This window comes from Synechococcus sp. N5 (assembly GCF_900473925.1).
Taxonomy (GTDB): Bacteria; Cyanobacteriota; Cyanobacteriia; order PCC-6307; family Cyanobiaceae; genus Parasynechococcus.
Map to the genome: position 1 here is coordinate 526244 of NZ_UCNI01000001.1, position 18198 is coordinate 544441.

Sequence of the window (18198 nt, forward strand, 5' to 3'; positions counted from 1 at the left end):
ATCAACCTTCGGGGTTCACAAACGGCAGAAGGGCAACGATGCGGGCACGCTTGACGGCGTTGGTGAGATCGCGCTGCTGCTTGGCGGTGAGGCCGGTGAGGCGACGGGGAAGAATCTTGCCTCGTTCGGTGATGAACTTCTTGAGAAGATCCACATCCTTGTAATCGATGGGATCACCGGGCTTGATCGGCGAAAGACGCTTCTTGAAGAAGGAGCTGGACATGAATCAGGAACAGTTGAAAGGCTGAATGAGCAAAAAACTCACTTGATCTCTTTGTGGAGAGTCATCTTGTTGAGCTGAGGGCAGAACTTCATCAGCTCAAGCCTGTCAGTGGTGTTCCGGCGATTTTTTTCAGTCGTGTAACGAGACACGCCAGGGGATCGCTTTTCGGAAGCGGGAACGGACCGGCATTCGGTGCACTCGAGAGTGACAACGATCCGGACGCCCTTGTTCTTGGCCATAAAGGACGTAGCGCCGCAGGTGCGAAGCGAAATTACAAACACCGATCGTACCTCCTGACCCGACAGGTGCAGAGCAGCTCTCCCAAGGGGAGTTCCTAAGATCGCGCGCTGTCTGGCTTAGATCCGATGCGGGTATCCATCTCCTGGCTGAAGCAGCTGGTCCAGGTGAATGAGTCCGTGGACGATCTCTCCGAGCGCCTCTCGATGGCGGGCTTTGAGGTGGACGACGTTGATGACCTCAGCGCCCGGGCCCATGGCGTGGTGGTCGGCCATGTGCTGGAACGGGAGAAACACCCCAATGCCGACAAGCTCAGCGTCTGCACGGTGGATGTGGGAGCTCAGGAACCCATCCAGATCGTGTGTGGTGCCAGCAACGTGCGTGTCGGGATCCATGTTCCGGTAGCCATGGTCGGAGCCACCCTCCCCGCCGTTGGCTTGACGATCAAAGCCGGTGAATTGCGGGGTGTGGCCAGCAACGGAATGATCTGCTCCCTGACGGAGCTGGGCCTGACGGAGCAGTCCGACGGCATCGCCATCCTGGATGAGCTTGGGGAGTCGCTGCCGGCCAACGGGACGCCCGTTGCGCCCCTGCTGGGTCTCGACGACACCGTTCTGGAGCTGGCCATCACCGCCAATCGCCCCGACGGCCTCTCGATGGTGGGTATTGCCCGCGAGGTGGCGGCCCTGACCGGTGGCAGTTTGAGCCTGCCCGAGCTGGATCTGGATCCCAGCACCACTCCGCTGAACGCAGAACTGGACGGGTGCTTCTATTCGATCACCAGGATCGAGGGTGTGGACGGATCCAAGCCCTCACCCACCTGGTTGCAGCAGCGCCTTGAGCGTGGTGGCGTGAACAGCGTCAATGCGGTGGTTGACGTCACCAACCTGGTGATGCTGGAGCAGGGGCAGCCCCTCCACGCCTTTGATGCCGATGCGCTGGAACAACTGACCGGGCAACCGGTAGACGCCAAGAGTTTTGCCGTTCGTTCCGCTCGCGATGGGGAAATTTTCGTGGGTCTGGATGATCAGAAGCGCACCCTCGACAGCCGTGTGCAGGTCGTCACCTGCCATGACCGGCCTGTCGCCGTCGCTGGTGTGATGGGGAGTCTCGAGAGTGGGGTGACTGCCGGTACCCGGAACATCTGGCTCGAATCCGCTCTGTTTGCTCCGCCGCGGGTTCGTCAGTCGGCCCGTGCCCTGGGCTTGCGTACGGATGCCAGCAGCCGTTTCGAAAAAGGGTTGCCTGTGGAAATGACCCTGCCTTGTTCGGCCCGCGCTTTGACCTTGTTGAGTCAGGAGTTTTCCTGCTCTGAGAGCGGCCGCTGGGTGGGCGGTAACGGTCCCGCAGAAGCGGAACCGGTGCTGTTGAGGCGCAGTGCCCTCCATCAACTGCTTGGCCCCCTCGATGCTGCCGATGGCCCGGAGGATCTCGATGACACCAGCATCGAAAACTGCCTGACAGCCCTCGGTTGCCAGCTCTCAGCCCATGAGCAGGGATGGCAGGTGATTGCACCGCCCTCAAGACGGCAAGACCTTCAGCGTGAAGTTGATCTGATCGAAGAGGTGGCGCGTCTTGTGGGCTTCGATCGGTTTGAGGCTCACCTGCCGGATCCGCTGGAGCCCGGTGCCCTCACCCCGCGCCAGCAGGCGGAACGGCGCTTGCGGCAGCTGTTCTGTTCCACAGGGCTACAGGAGGTCACCACCCTGTCTCTCGTCCCGGCTTCGGAGCAGGAACAGCGCATCGCCATCAGCAATCCGTTGTTGGCCGACACAAGCCATCTGCGCACGAACCTCTGGGAGGAGCACCTGCAGATCTGTGTTCGCAATCTGAAGGCATCACAGCGCGGTTGCTCTGTTTTCGAGATCGGCAACACCTACAGCGGTTCACCGGAAGCCGTCAGCCAGACCGCCATTCTTGGTGGCGTGATCTGCGGAGATCGACGCCTCTCTACCTGGGCCACCAGCGGCAAGCCGCAGGCGCCCGACTATTTCCAGGCCCGTGGCGTTCTCACCCGAGTGATGGAGGCCTTGCAGCTGGAGCTGTCTGACCGTCGCCTCACGGATGACGCACGACTGCATCCGGGTCGTGCCGCCACCCTGGTGTTGGAAGGGCGCCCCTTGGGTTGTTTCGGTCAGCTTCATCCAGCCATGGCTGAGGAGCTGGATCTCCCAGAAGCCACATACCTCTTTGAACTGGATCTGACACGACTGGTGGATGCTGCAACCCGCAGCAACCGTTGGACGCCGGCCTTCAAGCCCTACCCAACCGTGCCTTTCAGCGAGCGGGATCTTGCCGTCATCGTCGACCGATCCAATGCAGCTGCTGATCTGATCCAAGCCATTCGCAAGGCGGGCAAACCCCTTCTGGAGCAGGTGGAACTTGTGGATCGCTTTGAGGGCGAACAGCTGGGCGACAACAAAGTGAGTCAGGCATTCCGTCTGCGCTACCGCGGCAAGAACGAGACCCTCACCGACGACAAAATTCAGCCTGTTCACGACAAGGTGCGTGCCGCTTTGAGCAAGCAGTTTCAGGCTGAGCTCAGGAGCTGACCCGTTTCAGCAGCGCCAACGATTCGAGGTGGGTTGTCTGGGGGAAGAAGTCCACGGGCTGGAGCATCTCCAGCTCGTAGGGGCCTGATGGGGCGAGCAGTGCTTTGAGATCCCGAGCTTGCGTGGCGGGGTCACAGCTGAGGTAAGCCATCACGGCAGGTGGCCGCTCAAGGATGCTGTCCACCACGCGTCGATCGAGCCCCCGGCGCGGGGGATCCAACACCAGCGCCTGACAGTCGTCCAGCTGAGCAGCGAGAAGGTCGGCCACATCGCCGGCATCAAAGGCACAGCGGGAGGAAAGGCCGTTGTGCATGGCATTCAGCCGGGCCTGCTCCACCGAGTCGGGGTTGAGTTCAAGACCTTGAACATCAAAACCGGCCTTGGCCAGGGGCAGGGCAATGGTTCCGACGCCGCAATAGGCGTCGACCACCCGTGCTCCAGCGCACTGAGTCAAAAGCCAGTCTGTGAGGCGCTGAACGATCCGTTCCGCCTGCGGCGTATTCACCTGAACAAAGGTGGTGCTGCTGAGGGCGAGCTTGATTCCGCAGAACTGTTCCTCAATGGTGGAAACACCGGCGAGGCAATGGGTGGTGCGACCGAGCACGAGGTTGTTGGCCTTGGGTTGAAGGTTGAGGCAGACCCCTTTCACCGCGGGCCAACGCTCCACCCAGCTCTGTGCGAGGTCCTCAAGGCCTCGAAGCTGAGCATGGCTGCTGATCAGCGTGATCAACACGTCTCCTGTGGCGCTGGCAATACGAAGCCCGAGGTGGCGCAGCCCCTGGGCTTCGAGCAGGTCATGGTCGGCAGGCCACCCCCCTGCATCCAGGTCCTGCTTGAGAGGCTCCACCAACGCGTCCAGGCGTGGATCGAGCACCGGGCAGTGGTTCAGGTTGACGATCTTGTGGGTCTTCGGTCGGAAGTAGCCGGCCTTCAAGCGTCTGTTCTGGTCTCGCTTCAGCGGGATCAAGGCCCTGTTGCGGTAACCGAAGCAGCGTTCCGCATCAACAAGCGTGGGCGCAGGGGCAACGTCAATGCCCCCGATACGCTGCATGGTCTGTTGAATCTGCTGGGCTTTCCAACGGGTTTGGGCGGGGTCATCAAGGCGTTGCAAGGTGCAACCACCGCAGTCATCGGCAAGGATGCAGGGAGGGCGACGCCGATCTTCGGAGAACGTGATCTGATCCACCCGACGGCTCAACCAGCGCGACTTCTGGCGTTGCTGCAGCTGGACCGTGGCACGCTCCCCCGGCAAGAGATCAGGAACGACGATCACCCAGTTGTTCCAACGGGCCAGACCCTTGCCGTCGCGATCCAGGTCAACAGCCTCGAGCTCGATTGTGAGCCCGGGCCGCGGTTCACTGCTGTTCGGGCTGTCGACTTTGGTCATGCTCTCGATTCCCTGCCATTGCAATGGCGTAACACCCGGGCGGTGATGGGTCAGGTGAACGGGTCGAGACCACTAAACTCCACGAAGCCTGCCCAGTTCCATGAGCGTTGTCCGGGATCTCATCCTCCAGGCCGATGACGATCTGCGGTATCCCACCAGCGGAGAACTCCGCACCATGGTGGATTTCCTCGACCAAGGCGCCATGCGCGTTTCTGTGGTCAAGGTTCTGACCGAGAACGAAAAAAAGATCGTCGACGAATCCGCCAAGCAATTGTTTGGTCGCAAACCTGAGTACGTCGCCCCTGGCGGCAATGCCTACGGTCAGCGCCAGCGGGCCCAGTGCCTTCGTGACTACAGCTGGTACCTCCGTTTGATCACCTACGGAGTTCTGGCCGGCAGCACCGAAATGATCCAGGAGATCGGTCTGGTGGGTGCTCGCGAGATGTACAACAGCCTTGGTGTTCCGATGCCCGGAATGGTTGAAGCCATGAAGTGCATGAAGGAAGCGTCCCTGTCGTTGTTGTCGGAACAGCAGGTGAAGCTCACGTCTCCGTATTTCGACTTCTTGATTCAGGGCATGCAGACGTCCACCTGATTCAACGTTGAACGTGTTCAAAAGAGCCGGGCCCTCGAGCCCGGTTTTTTATTGTCCACTTGTCTTGACTGAGACAGCTTTCAAGACCTGAAATGCGCCTCAGTTGAGACCTAAGAGATGAAAATCTGCTTTTTATTTTCTGCCAATCATCTGCTGAAGTCATGCAAGGCATCCTCTCGATGATTCGATCGGCTGCTCGAGGGCGTCAGGTCTCTGCCTATCCATAGGTCGACATTCTTGAACAGCACTGGCCTAGGCCTCGTAATGTCAATTCGTCCCGGGTGAGACATCAATCAAGACTCATACCAAGTCCATACTGCGCCGCTTGGTACTTGTCTCTGACTTCATGATGATTGAGATATGTGTGATGGAAGCTGTGAAGCGATCCCCGCATCAACAGCCGGACACTGGTCCGGATTGGAGGTTTCAAGGTCCAAAATCGTGAGCCCTTATTGCGTACCTGTGTCTATAGCAGGTACGCAAGACTGAAAACCACCGTTTTCAGACGGTTTTGATGGTCACAGGCCATCTCTGGACTGGCCGTGGACTACAGGTAAAGCCATCAAGACAATGGTTTTTTGCAGAAGGAAGGGTGCTGCGACAATCTCGGATGCGCGGCAAATAAAAACCACCATTTTTTGAATCTTGAGGATTAGCGCGCATTGCAGGCAAGACTTTTATTGGGTCCTGAAACGTGTCGCAGTCAAGACCTGAGATTCTGTTGATCAGACTGCGAGCGGATGATCGGATAGGACCGTGGCGGCGCGATGGATTGAACGTCGGTTTGAACCTGATCTGGAAATTCCGGCTGATCAGCATCGTTCCGGTGGTATTGAGCCTGCTCGGAAGCGTTGGCTGCTTCGTCATTGGAGCGATTGAGGTCTTCAACGCTTTCCTTGTGATCATGCCCCTTCCCTTCACGACCAAGAGCGTTGCGGCCAAAACCATCGCCCAGATGGTGGGAGGGGTTGATTACTTCGTAATCGGCATCGCCCTGCTGATCTTTGGCTATGGCATCTACGAGCTTGTGATTTCAGACCTTGATCCACGCCTGGAGGGTGGCGAAGAGCAGCACACCAACATTCTCTCGGTGAACAGCCTCCAAAGCCTGAAGAACAATCTGTCCAATGTGATTGTTGTGGGCCTGATTGTTGCCGCGCTCAAAAAGACCATCGGCTTCGAGGTGAACAACGCCACTTATCTACTGGCGCTGTGTGGCTCCGTGGCCATGTTGGCCCTCAGTACTTGGTTGATTGTTCGAAGCCACGGAGCTGGCCATGAATAACAACGCAGCCGTCTCAGCCAAGACATGTGCTTGGAATTGCCTTGCGTCTCAGTCGAGATAAGTGATCAACGGTTTCTGTACAGCTCACGCAGGAGCCGATAGGCCTCATTGAGTCGGCGCATCGCATCGGTGGAACCACCCGCATCAGGATGTTCTTCAAGCGCCCGTTGCTTGTAAGCCTCCCGGATGGAGCTGAGCGTGACCGAAGTCCCTGCTTGGGTTGATAAACCCAACAGCTTTAGAGCCCCATGCACCGTCATGGTCGACTCAAGGGTTTCGAAGGAGGTGACCTGTCTGCTGCGGCGGAAACGGTTCACAAAGCGGCGGATCAGGGTCGGCATCCGTTCTGCCAACGAGGATGTTGCAAAGGGATCCTCAAGAGCGCCAGCCACGACCATCACCCGACCCAGCGATGGATCGCTGGACTCCCAGCTGGCACAGAGTGTCTCAACGGCTGCATTGGCAGCAGACCAGGTGAATGGACGCCCATCACTGGCATCGGTGCTGGACCAGACATCTCGGGCCAGCCATGTCATGGCCGCTTCAATCACTGTTGGGCCCGGTGGTTGGCCATAGAGGGACCTCCAGTGTTCTTCTGCGGCAGCACTGGCCTCTCTTAGATCGGCGAGGTCCACCGTTGAGACAAGGGGGTCGTTCTGAGGGGAATCGCGTTGCTGCGGAGAGCGAAGCGTCGCTTTCAGCTGACTGGTGCGCTTGCTGACGAACCCCGGCAGGTCGATGCCTGAGGAGCCACCTCCCGAAGGAAGCCCAGAGGCCGAGGTTGGAGCGTCTTCACCCCCTTGCTGTTGATTCCCCGTTGAGATCAGAACGAGACTGGTGACCTCATCGGCCCCAGTGGCGACCGCTGGTTCAGCAACGTCCTTGAGAGGATCGACCTCAGGATCCGATGCTGCATCCCCAGGGTCGAGCAGATCCTGGAGGAGCATTTCGAGAACCCGGCCCCGGGAACGGGCTCCGTATTCACCCTTGAGCTGGTCAATCAACGCGACCATGGGCTCTGACATCTCCACAGAGATGCGTTGACGTTTTGAGTCCTCGCCGCTCAAAAGTTCAATCCACCTTTGGGCAGGTTATCGACCCTGAAGCTGGAGCAACCACTGCTGCTGAGATCGAATCACATCGCCGTAACCGGGTCGGGTGGCAGGCACCACAGCAGGAATCACAGAAGCCGGCCTCACAGGTGCTGGCCTCGCAGCTGCAGGGTTCACAACAACAGGCTTGGCTTCAGGCGGAGGAGGAGCGGTCTTCGGGCCCACCCAGCGGGATTTACTGTCAGCGATTTTGACCTGGGCATCTCGCTGTTGTTGCTTGCGGCGATGAAGCATGGCCAACTGCTGAACGGGAACCACACTGAGGAGATGGCCTGGGGTGGCATCAGCCGGATAAACCAAGCTCACCTTCACCGCCTTGCGCGTGCCAGGAACCAGGTTTAGATCAGCCAGAGCCAGGCTCTCCCCTGAGCGCATGCCCACGTGAACCTCTTGCAGGGTTCGGTCCTGACGAATCTGCAGTGATCCACGGAAGGCTGTGAACGTCTTCTTGCCAGACACAACCGGGTGACTGAGCACCAGTTGATGGGGCCCTGCACCAGCAACATTGAGGGTCACGTCATAGCGAACCCCATAGGTGCCGACGTTGTTCAGAGCGGAATCAACCATCCGTGTGGTCAACGGATTGACCTGAACGTCGCTGGTGCCGAAGTGATGCCGCTTCGTGCTGGTCAGGGGCACGTGGAGTGGCCCCTGGTTGAGGTCATGGCTGATCTCAGCTTTGTAGGCATCGCCCAGGGCAACGCCGGCCACCCGGGAGAAAACACGACCCAGCTGGATCTCGCGAATCCGGTTGAGATAAATCCTTCCCGGCGCCAGCCGCCCCGACTGCAGCACCGCGAACAGATCGGCATCCTGTGCTGATTGCTCGGCGGCAACGACAGCCATCGTGAAAGGACCGTTGCTGCGTCCTCTTAGCAGCCCGTTGGCAATGCCACGGGCAGGGAGCACAGTGCGCACAACAACCCTCTGCCCTCCTGCCGGAATCACGACCTGTTCGGGTAATTTCCGGTCCAGTTCACCGCGCAGCAGTTGAACGGCGGTGGCATCGCCTGGCCCTGTGTTCCAAGGACGCTTCCCAAGGGGTTTGACCCCCATCAAACGATTCGGGTGATAAGGCGCTTCAAAACTGTTTTTGACGGAGCCTCGATCGAACTTCAGTGTGATCGGGCTTGACCCGGGATTCGTCGCGATCAAAGCCAAGGTCATCAAGCCTCTGGATCGACGCCCCCCCAACTTGGCTTGGTCTTGGGGGTAATACTTGTGATGCATATGAACGCCGAACTCACCGTTGAAGGTGTGGGCGGCATTGCGAAGCGGCTGGTTCGACTCCGCAGCGATTGCTGAACCCGCAGCCGTGTTCACCAGGATTCCTGGACCGGTGACGATCTCCGGTTGATTGGAATGAAGAACCGGAACGTTGTTGAAGGTGCCGTTGAGAGGTCGTGCCTTTTGACCTGCCATGAGCGCGACGTAGGCCTCAGCGTTGCGCTGAGGCACGCACTCAAAACCCGCAAGCGAGACACAGGTCAAGACCAAGATTGGGATTTGCCTGAGACTCATGCGGCTTGCCGTTGTGGTGTTCGGAGCAACGTCGACACCACGATTTGGATGCTCTCAATTCACACCGTAGTTCCACCTTCTGAGACAGCCAACAGATTGATGAGTCACACCGTGCCTGAAAATCGGTCAGCATGCGCTCAGCGTCGACGCTGAAATGCTTCCTCCGTTCTGCTGCAGCCCCAGCACCGATCACACAAGCCTTCGTCGCCAGCATCAGGAACGGAAGTTGTCGATGCTGCGGTTCTGGCGTGATGGTGCTGAACGGCAGCTGTCGGCCCTGAATGCCGCCATCAAAACTCTTCAGGAACAGATGGATCGCGATGCTCAGGCGTCCGGCTGATCGGCGTTCAAACTCTTCGCGATGGTGTTGAGGCCGCGTTTCACGCGCCTCTGAACTGTCATCGCTGAAATCCCAAGCAGTCGCGCTGTCTTCCTCAGACTCATCCCATCAATGACGACCATCTGCAGGGCACATTGGTCGTCGTTTGCAAGGTTGCGGAAGAGCTTGTTCACCCTGCTCCAGGCCTCCGAACGTTCGACCAAATCCATACCTTGCGCTGTGTCATCGAGAAGGTCGTCGTTGAATTCCACTCAGTGCTGCTTGCTGCGGTAGTGGTCAACCACGAGAGCATCGGCTGGGCTCAGAGCAGAGCCCTCCGAACTGCGCACCATCTGCATGGCCCGTTCTTCAACGGCCCTGGGGAGTCGTATCAATCCGACTCTGTCGCGAAGAAAGTGGAGAATGGCTCCGCGAATGTGCGGCTTGGCGAAGCTTGGAAAGGGAGTTCCCCGCTGGGCGTCGTAGCGGTTATAGGCCTTGATCAGGCCAAGACATCCGACTTGCAGGAGATCGTCGCTTTCTAGGCCTGTCTGTTGGGCGTAATGACGGGCAATGGGTTGAACCAGATGCTGGTTGTCCTGAATTTGACGGTTCCGACGCTTGAGGCAGGTCTTGTCCAATGGATGGTTGTGAGTTGCATCTCCAGCCTTGGCAGAGAGAAGCAAGCCACAGCATCCGTGCCACCACTGAACTTTTCAGTCCTGCGTGTCAACAACAGCTTGAAGTAGGGCCTCCGGTCCAAAACGATGAATCCACTCTCGATCGGAGGCATCAGTGCTCAACAAGGATCCGGCGAAGCCGAGGGCGTTGACACTGAAGCCGTGAATTCCCTCCCTGCTGCGGCGAACCATGGCCATCCACTGCCGTGTGAGCAACAGGTTGTAAGCCTCTCGCGGGCAGTCATCGGTGCTGGGGTGCCCCAGACCGAGGTCTTCAGCTAGGGCGAGATACAACGCTTGAAGCATTTCACCCGTCAGGGTTGAACTGATCGGTGCGACCCGTGCACTGCGCAACAGAGGATCCTGAGCAGACGTGGTTGTGCCAGCCGCACAGCAACGGAACCAATCGTCCCGTGCACAGATCCGCTCCCCTTCTAACCGCGGTAACAACTGCAGATGTCGATGGGGCTGACTGGCGCCGGCATCAGGCCCGCTGTTGAAGAACCACAGCCCCGTCGTCGTGGCATCAATCCTGGCGAGGGAGTGCCAATCCTCCAGGGACAACCAACCGGTCTGGGGTTGCCAGTCCTGGGTGATGAGCAACATGTGGGAGGTCTGAACGGGATATTTGTTCAGGATCACGACGTGGGATTCACCGATCCGGTCAACCTCCAGACGTTGGTCCCAGGGAAGAAACGGATTCGGCTTTGGACCCGATGCTCGAAGGTGTTTTGGTGTGGCGCTGAGGAGGTGGCGCAACTCAAAGCGACAGCCTCTTTCCCCGACCAGATGGCTCAATGAGGTGTCGAGCGGAACAAGAGCTCCGGATGCGGTCGATGCAACCGTGACCTCCATCGCTTTTCGAAGCAGTTCACTGGTCATGCCATGTCAACCGTGCCAGCAAGGCTCCTGCGTAGTACCTGCCGAGAATGGCATTGAAGGGGAGTCCCTGATGGGCAAGTTGCTGTGCCCCTGATTGACTCATGCTGGCGCCGAGATGGCCATGGGCTTCAGCACTCACCTGCGCATTTGACGCATAAAGGCTTTCCACAATGCCGCCGCCGTAACTCAGGATGATCCCGCGGGTTTCCCGTGTTGCTGAACGACTGGCCGGGGTGGTGCTTTGCTCCCCTGCAAACACCTGCCAACGGGTTGTATCCCCCAGGTGATAGGCCGTCGTTGCCGGTCGGGCGAGATGGGCCATCGCATAGGAGCGGGCTCCAACGGCTTGCGCCTTGAGGGCTTCCCCATGCCAACTGCTGGGCATTTCGGCGCCAACCACTGAGGCCACGTAGGTCTCCAGATCAAGCGAGACCACCGGCAGCCAATCAGCTTGGCCTTTCAGGAGTGATACATCGCCTTGATAATGCTTCTGATTGATCTGAACAGGTCCACCGGAGCAATGAATCTCATGCTGAGGTGAGGAAGCGATCCTCTTCATCAGGTCTTGGGGAAGGATCACATCGCCGTGCTGGTAGCGACAGAGCACGTTGGCTCCGGGTCGGAAGGCGGTGATAGGGCTCTGGCTGACCAAACCGACGCGGATCTCCAGGAGCACATGGTCAGCACCAGGCGGCACCTTTGGAACCACACTCGAACCAACGGTTGAATCGTGATCGAGCAGATCAGCCAAGCTTGATCTGAGCTGATCAGGCCGCTGTGAGAGCGGCCGAACCAACCAGCCGATCAAAGCCGCCATGAAAAGACTTCCGATCGCGGCCGGGAGCCAAAAATGACAGCGCATCGGCACCAGAACTGCTGTCAGAGCCACCAGCCGATGATGCCTGATTTCCGCTAGACGGTCTCCTCTTCGCAGCAAGTTCACATGGTCGAAGAAGCTCTGACCACTTGGGCTGGCTTGGCTCTGGTGGTTGGCCCCGGCGGCATCGGAGCGGCGGTGGCAGCAGAACTGAAGCGCACCTGCCCTGAGCTGAAGGTGCTGACCGCTGGACGTCATGGACCTCCGGCCTCCTCACTGCAACTGGACCTCCAAAACGACAGTGATCTGGATGGTCTGAGCTCAAGCCTGCGAGCCCAGGGGCTCCCCCTGCGTTTGGTGTTCAACTGCAGCGGCCGTCTGCATGGTCCTGGGCTTCAACCGGAAAAACGTCTTCAACAGATCGATCGTTCTCAGTTGGAGGAGCAATTCGGCATCAACGCCATGGCACCGATCCTGCTGGCAAAGGCGATCGAGCCTTTGCTGCAGCGGGATCAACCCTTTCACTTCGCCAGCCTCAGTGCTCGCGTGGGAAGCATCGGCGACAACCGCACCGGGGGCTGGTACGGCTACAGGGCGGCCAAGGCGGCTCAGAACCAGCTGCTGCGCTGCCTGAGCATTGAATGGGCCCGCCGCTGGCCATTGGCCACCGTGAGCCTGTTGCATCCCGGTACGACCGACACAGCCCTGTCTCGACCTTTCCAGAGCTTCGTGGCACCGGACAAACTTTTCACTCCAGAACGGGCTGCGCGTCAGTTGGTTGAGGTGTTGCTGCAACAGACCCCGGAACAATCAGGAGCCTTTCTCGCCTGGGACGGTCAGTCGATCGATTGGTGAGCGTGCTGCTTCAGCTGCTCGAGGCTGACAACCGTCAGAGCTGTGTCTTCCGTGGCCTCCAGGCGCACCAGCGGTGCGACGCCATCGTCGTAGGCCTGTTTCCAGCGCGGTGCACAGACGCACCAGTGGTCCCCTGGTTTCAAGCCCGGGAACTGAAACGCGGGCATCGGTGTGCTCAGGTCATTGCCCTGGGCCTTGCTGTAACTGAGAAATTGCTCGGTCATCACGCAGCAGATGCTGTGCTGGCCGAGATCCGATGGATCGGTTTGGCAGAGACCATTGCGATACCAACCCGTCATCGGTTCACAACTGCAACTCTCCAGTGGGTCGCCAAGAACGTTCCTGGCCGGCGGAAATTCGGGGCTGCTGCTGGACATCTGAGCGCTCGTTTGAGGGGGAGTCTGCCCAAGGACTGGCACATTTTGACTTCAGACGGTTGACGAACCCCTGGGGGAGCGGGTTAAAGGTCATTCAGTCATGTCCACTCGATGGATTGGGAGTTCACTGAAGACGCTGCTTTTCTGGCGCTCTGCGATGCGTTTCGCGAGAGCGGTGAAAGTTCGGCGATCGAGTTCCTTGCCAATGGAGAGGGAGCCTTTCATTTCCAGGACCTGGCCCAGAACGCCGCTGGCGAAGGCCTTGATCTGAGCGAGTCCAGTGCCCTGGAATCGTTCCAGCAAGAGGTGATCGACACGATGGAGAAGCTCTGCCAGGACTGAGCCCGGCAGAGGGTGCTTCTCCGTCAGCAGGAGATCATCCGTAGAAGAAAGCGATCTCCTTGTCCTTCAGACCGTCCCACCCGGCCTCAAGGAGCCTTTGATTGAGCGTTTCCTTGTCGAAATGCTTGGCTCCGGTCTTGACCACCCTGTTGCGCATCGATTTCAGAACACCACTGCGGGCGCGCTGACTTTCCAGATCCATCACCTGGTTGTAAAGGGCGAGCATCGCTTCAGGGATTGGACTTCCATCAAGATCCACACCAGCTTTGATGGCGGCATCAACACCATCCGGTCCGGCAATGGCCATGGTGAACACAAACAGGGCGCCTCAGGCTATGGGACGCCCCTCAGGGCTCAGGCGCTGAAGTAACGGGCCTGGGAGTGCAGCGCCACCAATGCTGTGGTGCTCTGCTCCGGTTCGAGCTGGTCGCTGGCGTCCATGCTCAAGCCGATCCGCTCAGCTCCGAGCCAGTCCAGCTGCTGCCTGGAGTCGGCCACATTCGGGCAGGCGGGGTAGCCGAAGGAGTACCGGCTGCCGCGGTAGCGCTGCGCCAACACATCCCGCAGGGGCATCCCAGCTGGATCTGCGAAACCGAGTTCCGAGCGAATCCGTGCGTGCACCCATTCGGCCATCGCTTCGGCCATCTGAACCGCCAGGCCATGGAAGTACAGGTAATCGCTGTAGCGATCGCCCTTGAACAGCTCCTGCGCCACCACAGAGGCCTTCTGGCCCATGGTCACGGCCTGCATCGGCAGCACGTCGGTTGGGCGTCCCTCAGCGTCCAGATCGTTGAAGAAATCGACAATGCAGTAGCGGTTGCCAGACCGTTGACGGGGAAGCTCAAAACACCCAAGTTCCTGCGTGCCGTCGGCATCGAAGACCCGCAGGCTGTTGCCATCGCGTCCCGCAGGGAAGTAGCCGTACACCGCCCGGGGGGTCAACAGTGACTCGTTGATGCAGCGCTGCATCCACTCCTGCAACACCGGCTCTGCCTTCTCCTGAAGCATCGCCTCGTAGTCGTCCCGACTCTGCTCCTTGGTTTTGCGGAGCATCCACTGGCCAGCGAAGAGGGCATTGCGATCGAGGTAGTGGAAGACCTCGGCGATGTCGATGTCGGCCTCAGTGATCACCGCAGAGCCGAGGAAGGGCGGCACCGGTGCGGTTTCAGCGGGGACAGCGTCGGATCGATCTGAGCTCACCGGCGGCAGATCCGCAGCCGGAGCATCCGATGAGGAGGTGGATGTCTCCTCAGCGCTCTCGGAGGTTGTCGACTCTTCATCCAGGCCAACCCCCTGGGGAGCATCAGCTAGGAAGCCCTTGGTGTTGGTCCAGTTGTCGCTGCGCTTCGCATCCATCAACGCATCCATGAAGCGCAGATCAGCGAAGGCATCACGGCCGTAGATCACCTTGCCGTCGTAAACCTCACGGCAATCCTTCTGCACGAAGCGTGGGGTCAGCGCCGCACCGCCGAGGATCACAGGAACATCAATTCCCGCATCGTTGAAGGCCTGGAGGTTGTCCTTCATGAAGGCCGTGGACTTCACCAGCAGACCGCTCATGGCGATGCAATCGGCCTTATGTTCACGTTGAGCCTCAACGATGGCTTCACAGCTCTGCTTGATGCCCAGATTGATCACCTCATAACCGTTGTTGGTGAGGATGATGTCCACCAGGTTCTTGCCGATGTCGTGGACATCGCCCTTCACCGTGGCGATCAGGAACTTGCCCTTGCTTGTGCTCTCGCCCTCGCTTTTTTCCATGTGCGGCTCGAGGTGAGCCACCGCGGATTTCATCGTCTCGGCGCTTTGCAGCACGAAGGGGAGCTGCATCTGGCCACTGCCGAACAATTCACCCACCACCTTCATGCCATCCAGAAGGAAGGTGTTGATGATCTGCAGAGGGGGGTAGGTCTGCAACGCCTCATCCAGGGAGGGCTCCAGGCCGATGCGCTCACCATCAATAATGTGCTGCTTGAGCCGTTCCTCAATCGGCAGATCCTCCAGCGAGGGGCCTGATGCACGGGCTTCCTTGGTGCTCACTCCCTCAAACAGCTTGGTGAGTTCGGTGAGCGGGTCGTAGACGCAGATGCCGTCCTCGAAACGGCGGTTGTCACTGATCAGATCACGACACACCTTCTGGTGGTCGTCGCTGATCTTGATCAAAGGGAGGATCTTGGCGGGGCTGACGATGGCCGAATCCATGCCGGCTTCACAACAGTCGTGAAGGAAGACCGAATTGAGGGTGATCCGGGCCGCCGGTGACAAGCCGAAACTCACGTTGCTGACCCCGAGCACCACGTGCACGCCGGGGAGGTTCTCCCGGATCATCCGGATGGCATCCACGGTGGCGCGACCATTCAGCCGGTCTTCCTCAATGCCAGTGGAGATGGGAAGGGCCAGGGGGTCGTAGAAGATCTCATGGGCGGGGATGCCGAACTCGAGGGCATCGCGATAGGCCCGCTGTGCGATGGCGAACTTCTTCTCGGCTGTTCTGGCCATCCCGTCTTCATCGATCGTGCCGACCACCACAGCGGCGCCGTAGCGGCGGGCCAGCTCCAGAACCTTGAAGAAGCGTTCATCACCGTCTTCATAGTTGGTGGAGTTGAGAATGCATTTCCCACCAGCCACCTTCAGACCCGCCTCCATCTTTTGCCACTCGGTGGAATCGAGCATCAGGGGCAGGTTGACGTTGGTGACGAGACGGCTCACCAGCTCGTGCATGTCCCGTTCGCCATCGCGACCGACGTAGTCGACGTTGACGTCGAGGACGTGGGCGTTTTCCTTCACCTGACCGCGGGCCACCGACACCAGCCCGTCCCAGTCTTCCTCCGCCAAAAGTTCGCGCACCTTGCGACTGCCACTGGCATTGAGCCGCTCACCAATGATCAGGAAAGAATTGTCCTGGTGATAGGGCGTGACGCCATAGATCGATGAAGCTGCGGGCTCGTAATTGAGGCTGGGGCGCACATCCCCCGCGCTGGCGCGATCCCAGCGGGAATGGCGTTCAGCCGGCTTGAGCTCCTGCGCCAGTTCCGCAAGGCTGCCGATGTGAGCGGGAGTGGTGCCGCAGCATCCACCGATCACCTGCACGCCGAGGTCTTCAACGAAGTGCATCAGCTGCATCTTCAGCTCCACCGGCGTGAGGCGGTAATGGGCCACCCCGCCAACGTTTTCAGGCAGTCCGGCGTTGGGAATGCAGCTGACGGTGAAGGGGGAATGCTCAGAGAGGTAGCGAATGTGCTCCTTCATCTGCTCCGGACCGGTGGCGCAGTTCAGGCCGAGGATGTCGATCGGGAATGGCTCAAGAATCGACACCACAGCGGCGATGTCCGTGCCGACGAGCATGGTGCCCGTGGTTTCCATCGTGACCGAAACCATCAGGGCCCGCCGCTCACCGGTGGCGGCAAAGGCCGCTTCGATGCCCTGTAGTGCTGCCTTGATCTGCAGCACGTCCTGACAGGTTTCGACGATGAACAGGTCGACGTTGCCGGCGATCAGTCCCTCAGCCTGCTCCCGGAACGAATCCCGCATCGTGTCGAAATCGATGTGGCCAAGGGTGGGCAGCTTGGTGGTGGGCCCCATGGAGCCCGCCACGAAACGTGGCTTCTCAGGGGTGCTGAATTCATCAGCCATTTCCCGAGCCAGCTCGGCTGCCCGCTTGTTCAGCTCAAAGGCCTTGTCTTCCAGGCCGTATTCCGCCAGCACAATCGATGCAGCGCCGAAGGTATCGGTTTCGATGACATCGCAGCCCACCTCGAGGAACTGGCGATGCACTGCCTTGACTGCATCCGGCTTGGTGACCGCCAGGTTCTCGTTGCAACCCTCCAGGTCAGGACCACCGAAATCCTCCGCCGTAAGCCCAAGCCCCTGAAGGCTGGTGCCAGTGGCACCGTCGAACACGAGCACAGGACGCTCTGGCCCATGCAGGTACTCAAGGAATGCAGAGGTGGTGGCTTTCCGATCTGCCTGCGTCACCACCATCCATGCACCCTCGTGGAAGCCCCAATCTTAAGAAAAGCTCAGGGCGAACTTCAGGCTGTTGATTTAGGAGATCGGAATACGGGTCACCCAGTGCTCATAGGCGGGATCCCGTCCTTCGGTGATCGCCACGAGCTTGGCCTTCAGGGCATCCATCACAGGACGCTTGGCTTTCAGCACCGTTGATTCGATCTGACGGATCGGCGTCACCTTCGCGGCCGTTCCGGACAGGAACACTTCATCGGCGATGAACAACTCGGTTTTGTCCACCGGACGTTCAATCACAGGAATGTCCATCGCTTTGGCCAGCTCAATCACGCTGGCGCGGGTGATGCCCTCAAGGATGTCCTGATCAACTCCAGGCGTGATCAGCTGGCCATCACGCACCAGGAACAGGTTCATGCCGCTGGCTTCACTGATCTTGCCGCGACTGTTCAACAGCAAGGCTTCGTCGAAACCGCTCTGCACGGCTTCCGTCTTGGCCAGGGAACTGGTGATGTAGGCGCCGGAGATCTTGCCGCGTAGCGGCAAGGAGCGGTCCTCCTGGCGGGTCCAGCTGCTGATCCTGCAGCTCACCCCTTCCGGAGACAGGTAATCCCCCAGGGGGAGTCCGTAAATCAGAAAGTCGGTCTCGATGTTGTGCAGGCGCGGGGCGATGCCCAGATCGCTGGTGTACACAAAGGGCCGCAGATAGATCGGCTGATCAGGCTTGTTGGCCTGCAGCATTGCCTTGAGCGCCGAGAGGATCGTGTCCTCACTCAGATCCGTGAGCAGCAACCTGGCGCTCTGACTGAGACGCCGGGCGTGCCGATCAGCACGGAACAGCAGCATGGTGTTGCTGTTCTGAGGATCGGGAATGGCGCGCATGCCGCCGAAGGCACCGGTGCCGTAGTGCAGGGCATGGGTGGCAATGGAGATCCTGGCCTCCTCGAAGGGGACGCACTGGCCCTGGAACCAGGCATAGGGCAGGAACTGATGCATCACCGTGATGGATCCGATCGCTGAATCTTCTCACCACCGCGCACCGCAACACGGA

19 protein-coding genes are annotated in these 18198 nt (G+C 59.3%); 6 read left to right on the forward strand and 13 right to left on the reverse strand.

All coding sequences use genetic code 11. The features are described from left to right. Position 1: 1 nt before the first annotated feature. The gene (gene rpsR, locus DXY03_RS03020; RefSeq protein WP_006041316.1) at positions 2 to 223 is read right to left on the reverse strand and encodes a 30S ribosomal protein S18; all 222 of its coding nucleotides are present in this window, start codon (positions 221 to 223) and stop codon (positions 2 to 4) included. Positions 224 to 261: 38 nt separating this feature from the next. Beyond that, the gene (rpmG, locus tag DXY03_RS03025; protein ID WP_115009048.1) at positions 262 to 462 is read right to left on the reverse strand and encodes a 50S ribosomal protein L33; all 201 of its coding nucleotides are present in this window, start codon (positions 460 to 462) and stop codon (positions 262 to 264) included. A gap of 126 nt (positions 463 to 588) precedes the next feature. Here rpmG and pheT point away from each other — a divergent pair, with 126 nt between their 5' ends. Next, complete coding sequence (gene pheT, locus DXY03_RS03030; protein WP_115009049.1) at positions 589 to 3012, forward strand: phenylalanine--tRNA ligase subunit beta; 2424 nt, start codon at positions 589 to 591, stop codon at positions 3010 to 3012. Here the strand turns inward: pheT and rlmD are convergent. Beyond that, on the reverse strand, positions 3002 to 4399 hold the full coding sequence (gene rlmD / locus DXY03_RS03035) for a 23S rRNA (uracil(1939)-C(5))-methyltransferase RlmD (RefSeq protein ID WP_115009050.1): 1398 nt from the start codon (positions 4397 to 4399) through the stop codon (positions 3002 to 3004). The genes pheT and rlmD overlap by 11 nt on opposite strands. Before the next feature lie 100 nt (positions 4400 to 4499). Between rlmD and DXY03_RS03040 the strand changes: the two genes are divergently transcribed. Next, positions 4500 to 4994, forward strand: a complete 495-nt coding sequence (locus tag DXY03_RS03040; RefSeq protein WP_114989152.1) for an allophycocyanin subunit alpha-B — start codon at positions 4500 to 4502, stop codon at positions 4992 to 4994. A 721-nt stretch (positions 4995 to 5715) separates the two neighbouring features. Beyond that, positions 5716 to 6279 carry a YqhA family protein gene (locus DXY03_RS03045; RefSeq protein WP_244272228.1) on the forward strand — a complete coding sequence of 188 codons (564 nt, stop codon included), beginning with the start codon at positions 5716 to 5718 and terminating at the stop codon, positions 6277 to 6279. 65 nt (positions 6280 to 6344) lie between these two features. Here the strand turns inward: DXY03_RS03045 and DXY03_RS03050 are convergent, their stop codons facing one another. Both DXY03_RS03050 and DXY03_RS03055 read right to left on the reverse strand, forming a co-directional pair. Then, positions 6345 to 7292: a molecular chaperone DnaJ gene (locus DXY03_RS03050; protein WP_170951951.1), complete on the reverse strand. Its 948-nt coding sequence runs from the start codon at positions 7290 to 7292 to the stop codon at positions 6345 to 6347. A gap of 78 nt (positions 7293 to 7370) precedes the next feature. Further along, on the reverse strand, positions 7371 to 8912 hold the full coding sequence (locus DXY03_RS03055; RefSeq protein WP_115009052.1) for a DUF3370 family protein: 1542 nt from the start codon (positions 8910 to 8912) through the stop codon (positions 7371 to 7373). Positions 8913 to 9066: 154 nt separating this feature from the next. On the opposite strand from DXY03_RS03055, the gene DXY03_RS03060 reads away from it, so the two are divergent. Next, on the forward strand, positions 9067 to 9252 hold the full coding sequence (locus DXY03_RS03060; RefSeq protein ID WP_114989156.1) for a hypothetical protein: 186 nt from the start codon (positions 9067 to 9069) through the stop codon (positions 9250 to 9252). Here the strand turns inward: DXY03_RS03060 and DXY03_RS03065 are convergent. The 4 genes from DXY03_RS03065 to DXY03_RS03080 are packed head-to-tail and all read right to left on the reverse strand — an operon-like array spanning position 9237 to position 11610. Continuing rightward, positions 9237 to 9503 (reverse strand): RNA polymerase sigma factor, encoded by a 267-nt coding sequence (locus tag DXY03_RS03065; protein ID WP_115009053.1) that lies wholly within the window; start codon positions 9501 to 9503, stop codon positions 9237 to 9239. The genes DXY03_RS03060 and DXY03_RS03065 overlap by 16 nt on opposite strands. Continuing rightward, a complete protein-coding gene (locus DXY03_RS03070) occupies positions 9504 to 9917 on the reverse strand; it encodes a sigma factor (protein WP_115009054.1) in 414 nt (137 codons plus the stop codon). A gap of 30 nt (positions 9918 to 9947) precedes the next feature. Next, positions 9948 to 10793, reverse strand: coding sequence for a DUF4922 domain-containing protein (locus tag DXY03_RS03075; RefSeq protein WP_170951952.1), 846 nt, complete (start codon positions 10791 to 10793; stop codon positions 9948 to 9950). Further along, positions 10783 to 11610: a SpoIID/LytB domain-containing protein gene (locus DXY03_RS03080; RefSeq protein ID WP_244272230.1), complete on the reverse strand. Its 828-nt coding sequence runs from the start codon at positions 11608 to 11610 to the stop codon at positions 10783 to 10785. Before DXY03_RS03080 ends, DXY03_RS03075 begins: the two co-directional genes overlap by 11 nt. 126 nt (positions 11611 to 11736) lie before the next feature. Between DXY03_RS03080 and DXY03_RS03085 the strand changes: the two genes are divergently transcribed. Beyond that, positions 11737 to 12465, forward strand: coding sequence for an SDR family NAD(P)-dependent oxidoreductase (locus tag DXY03_RS03085; protein ID WP_115009056.1), 729 nt, complete (start codon positions 11737 to 11739; stop codon positions 12463 to 12465). On the opposite strand, the gene DXY03_RS03090 is transcribed toward DXY03_RS03085, so the two are convergent. Further along, entirely contained in the window at positions 12447 to 12842 is a 396-nt protein-coding gene (locus DXY03_RS03090) for a DUF2237 family protein (protein WP_115009057.1), read from the reverse strand. The two genes, DXY03_RS03085 and DXY03_RS03090, sit on opposite strands and share 19 nt — an antisense overlap. Positions 12843 to 12953: 111 nt before the next feature. On the opposite strand from DXY03_RS03090, the gene DXY03_RS03095 reads away from it, so the two are divergent. Continuing rightward, a complete protein-coding gene (locus tag DXY03_RS03095) occupies positions 12954 to 13184 on the forward strand; it encodes a hypothetical protein (RefSeq protein WP_006851429.1) in 231 nt (76 codons plus the stop codon). 34 nt (positions 13185 to 13218) lie between these two features. Here the strand turns inward: DXY03_RS03095 and DXY03_RS03100 are convergent, their stop codons facing one another. From DXY03_RS03100 to DXY03_RS03110, 3 genes are all read right to left on the reverse strand, one after another. Then, positions 13219 to 13491, reverse strand: coding sequence for a DUF4090 family protein (locus DXY03_RS03100; RefSeq protein ID WP_115009274.1), 273 nt, complete (start codon positions 13489 to 13491; stop codon positions 13219 to 13221). Between the two features lie 47 nt (positions 13492 to 13538). Beyond that, on the reverse strand, positions 13539 to 17165 hold the full coding sequence (gene metH / locus DXY03_RS03105) for a methionine synthase (protein WP_115009058.1): 3627 nt from the start codon (positions 17163 to 17165) through the stop codon (positions 13539 to 13541). 63 nt (positions 17166 to 17228) lie between these two features. Then, entirely contained in the window at positions 17229 to 18143 is a 915-nt protein-coding gene (locus DXY03_RS03110) for a branched-chain amino acid transaminase (RefSeq protein WP_115009059.1), read from the reverse strand. Positions 18144 to 18198 lie beyond the last annotated feature (55 nt).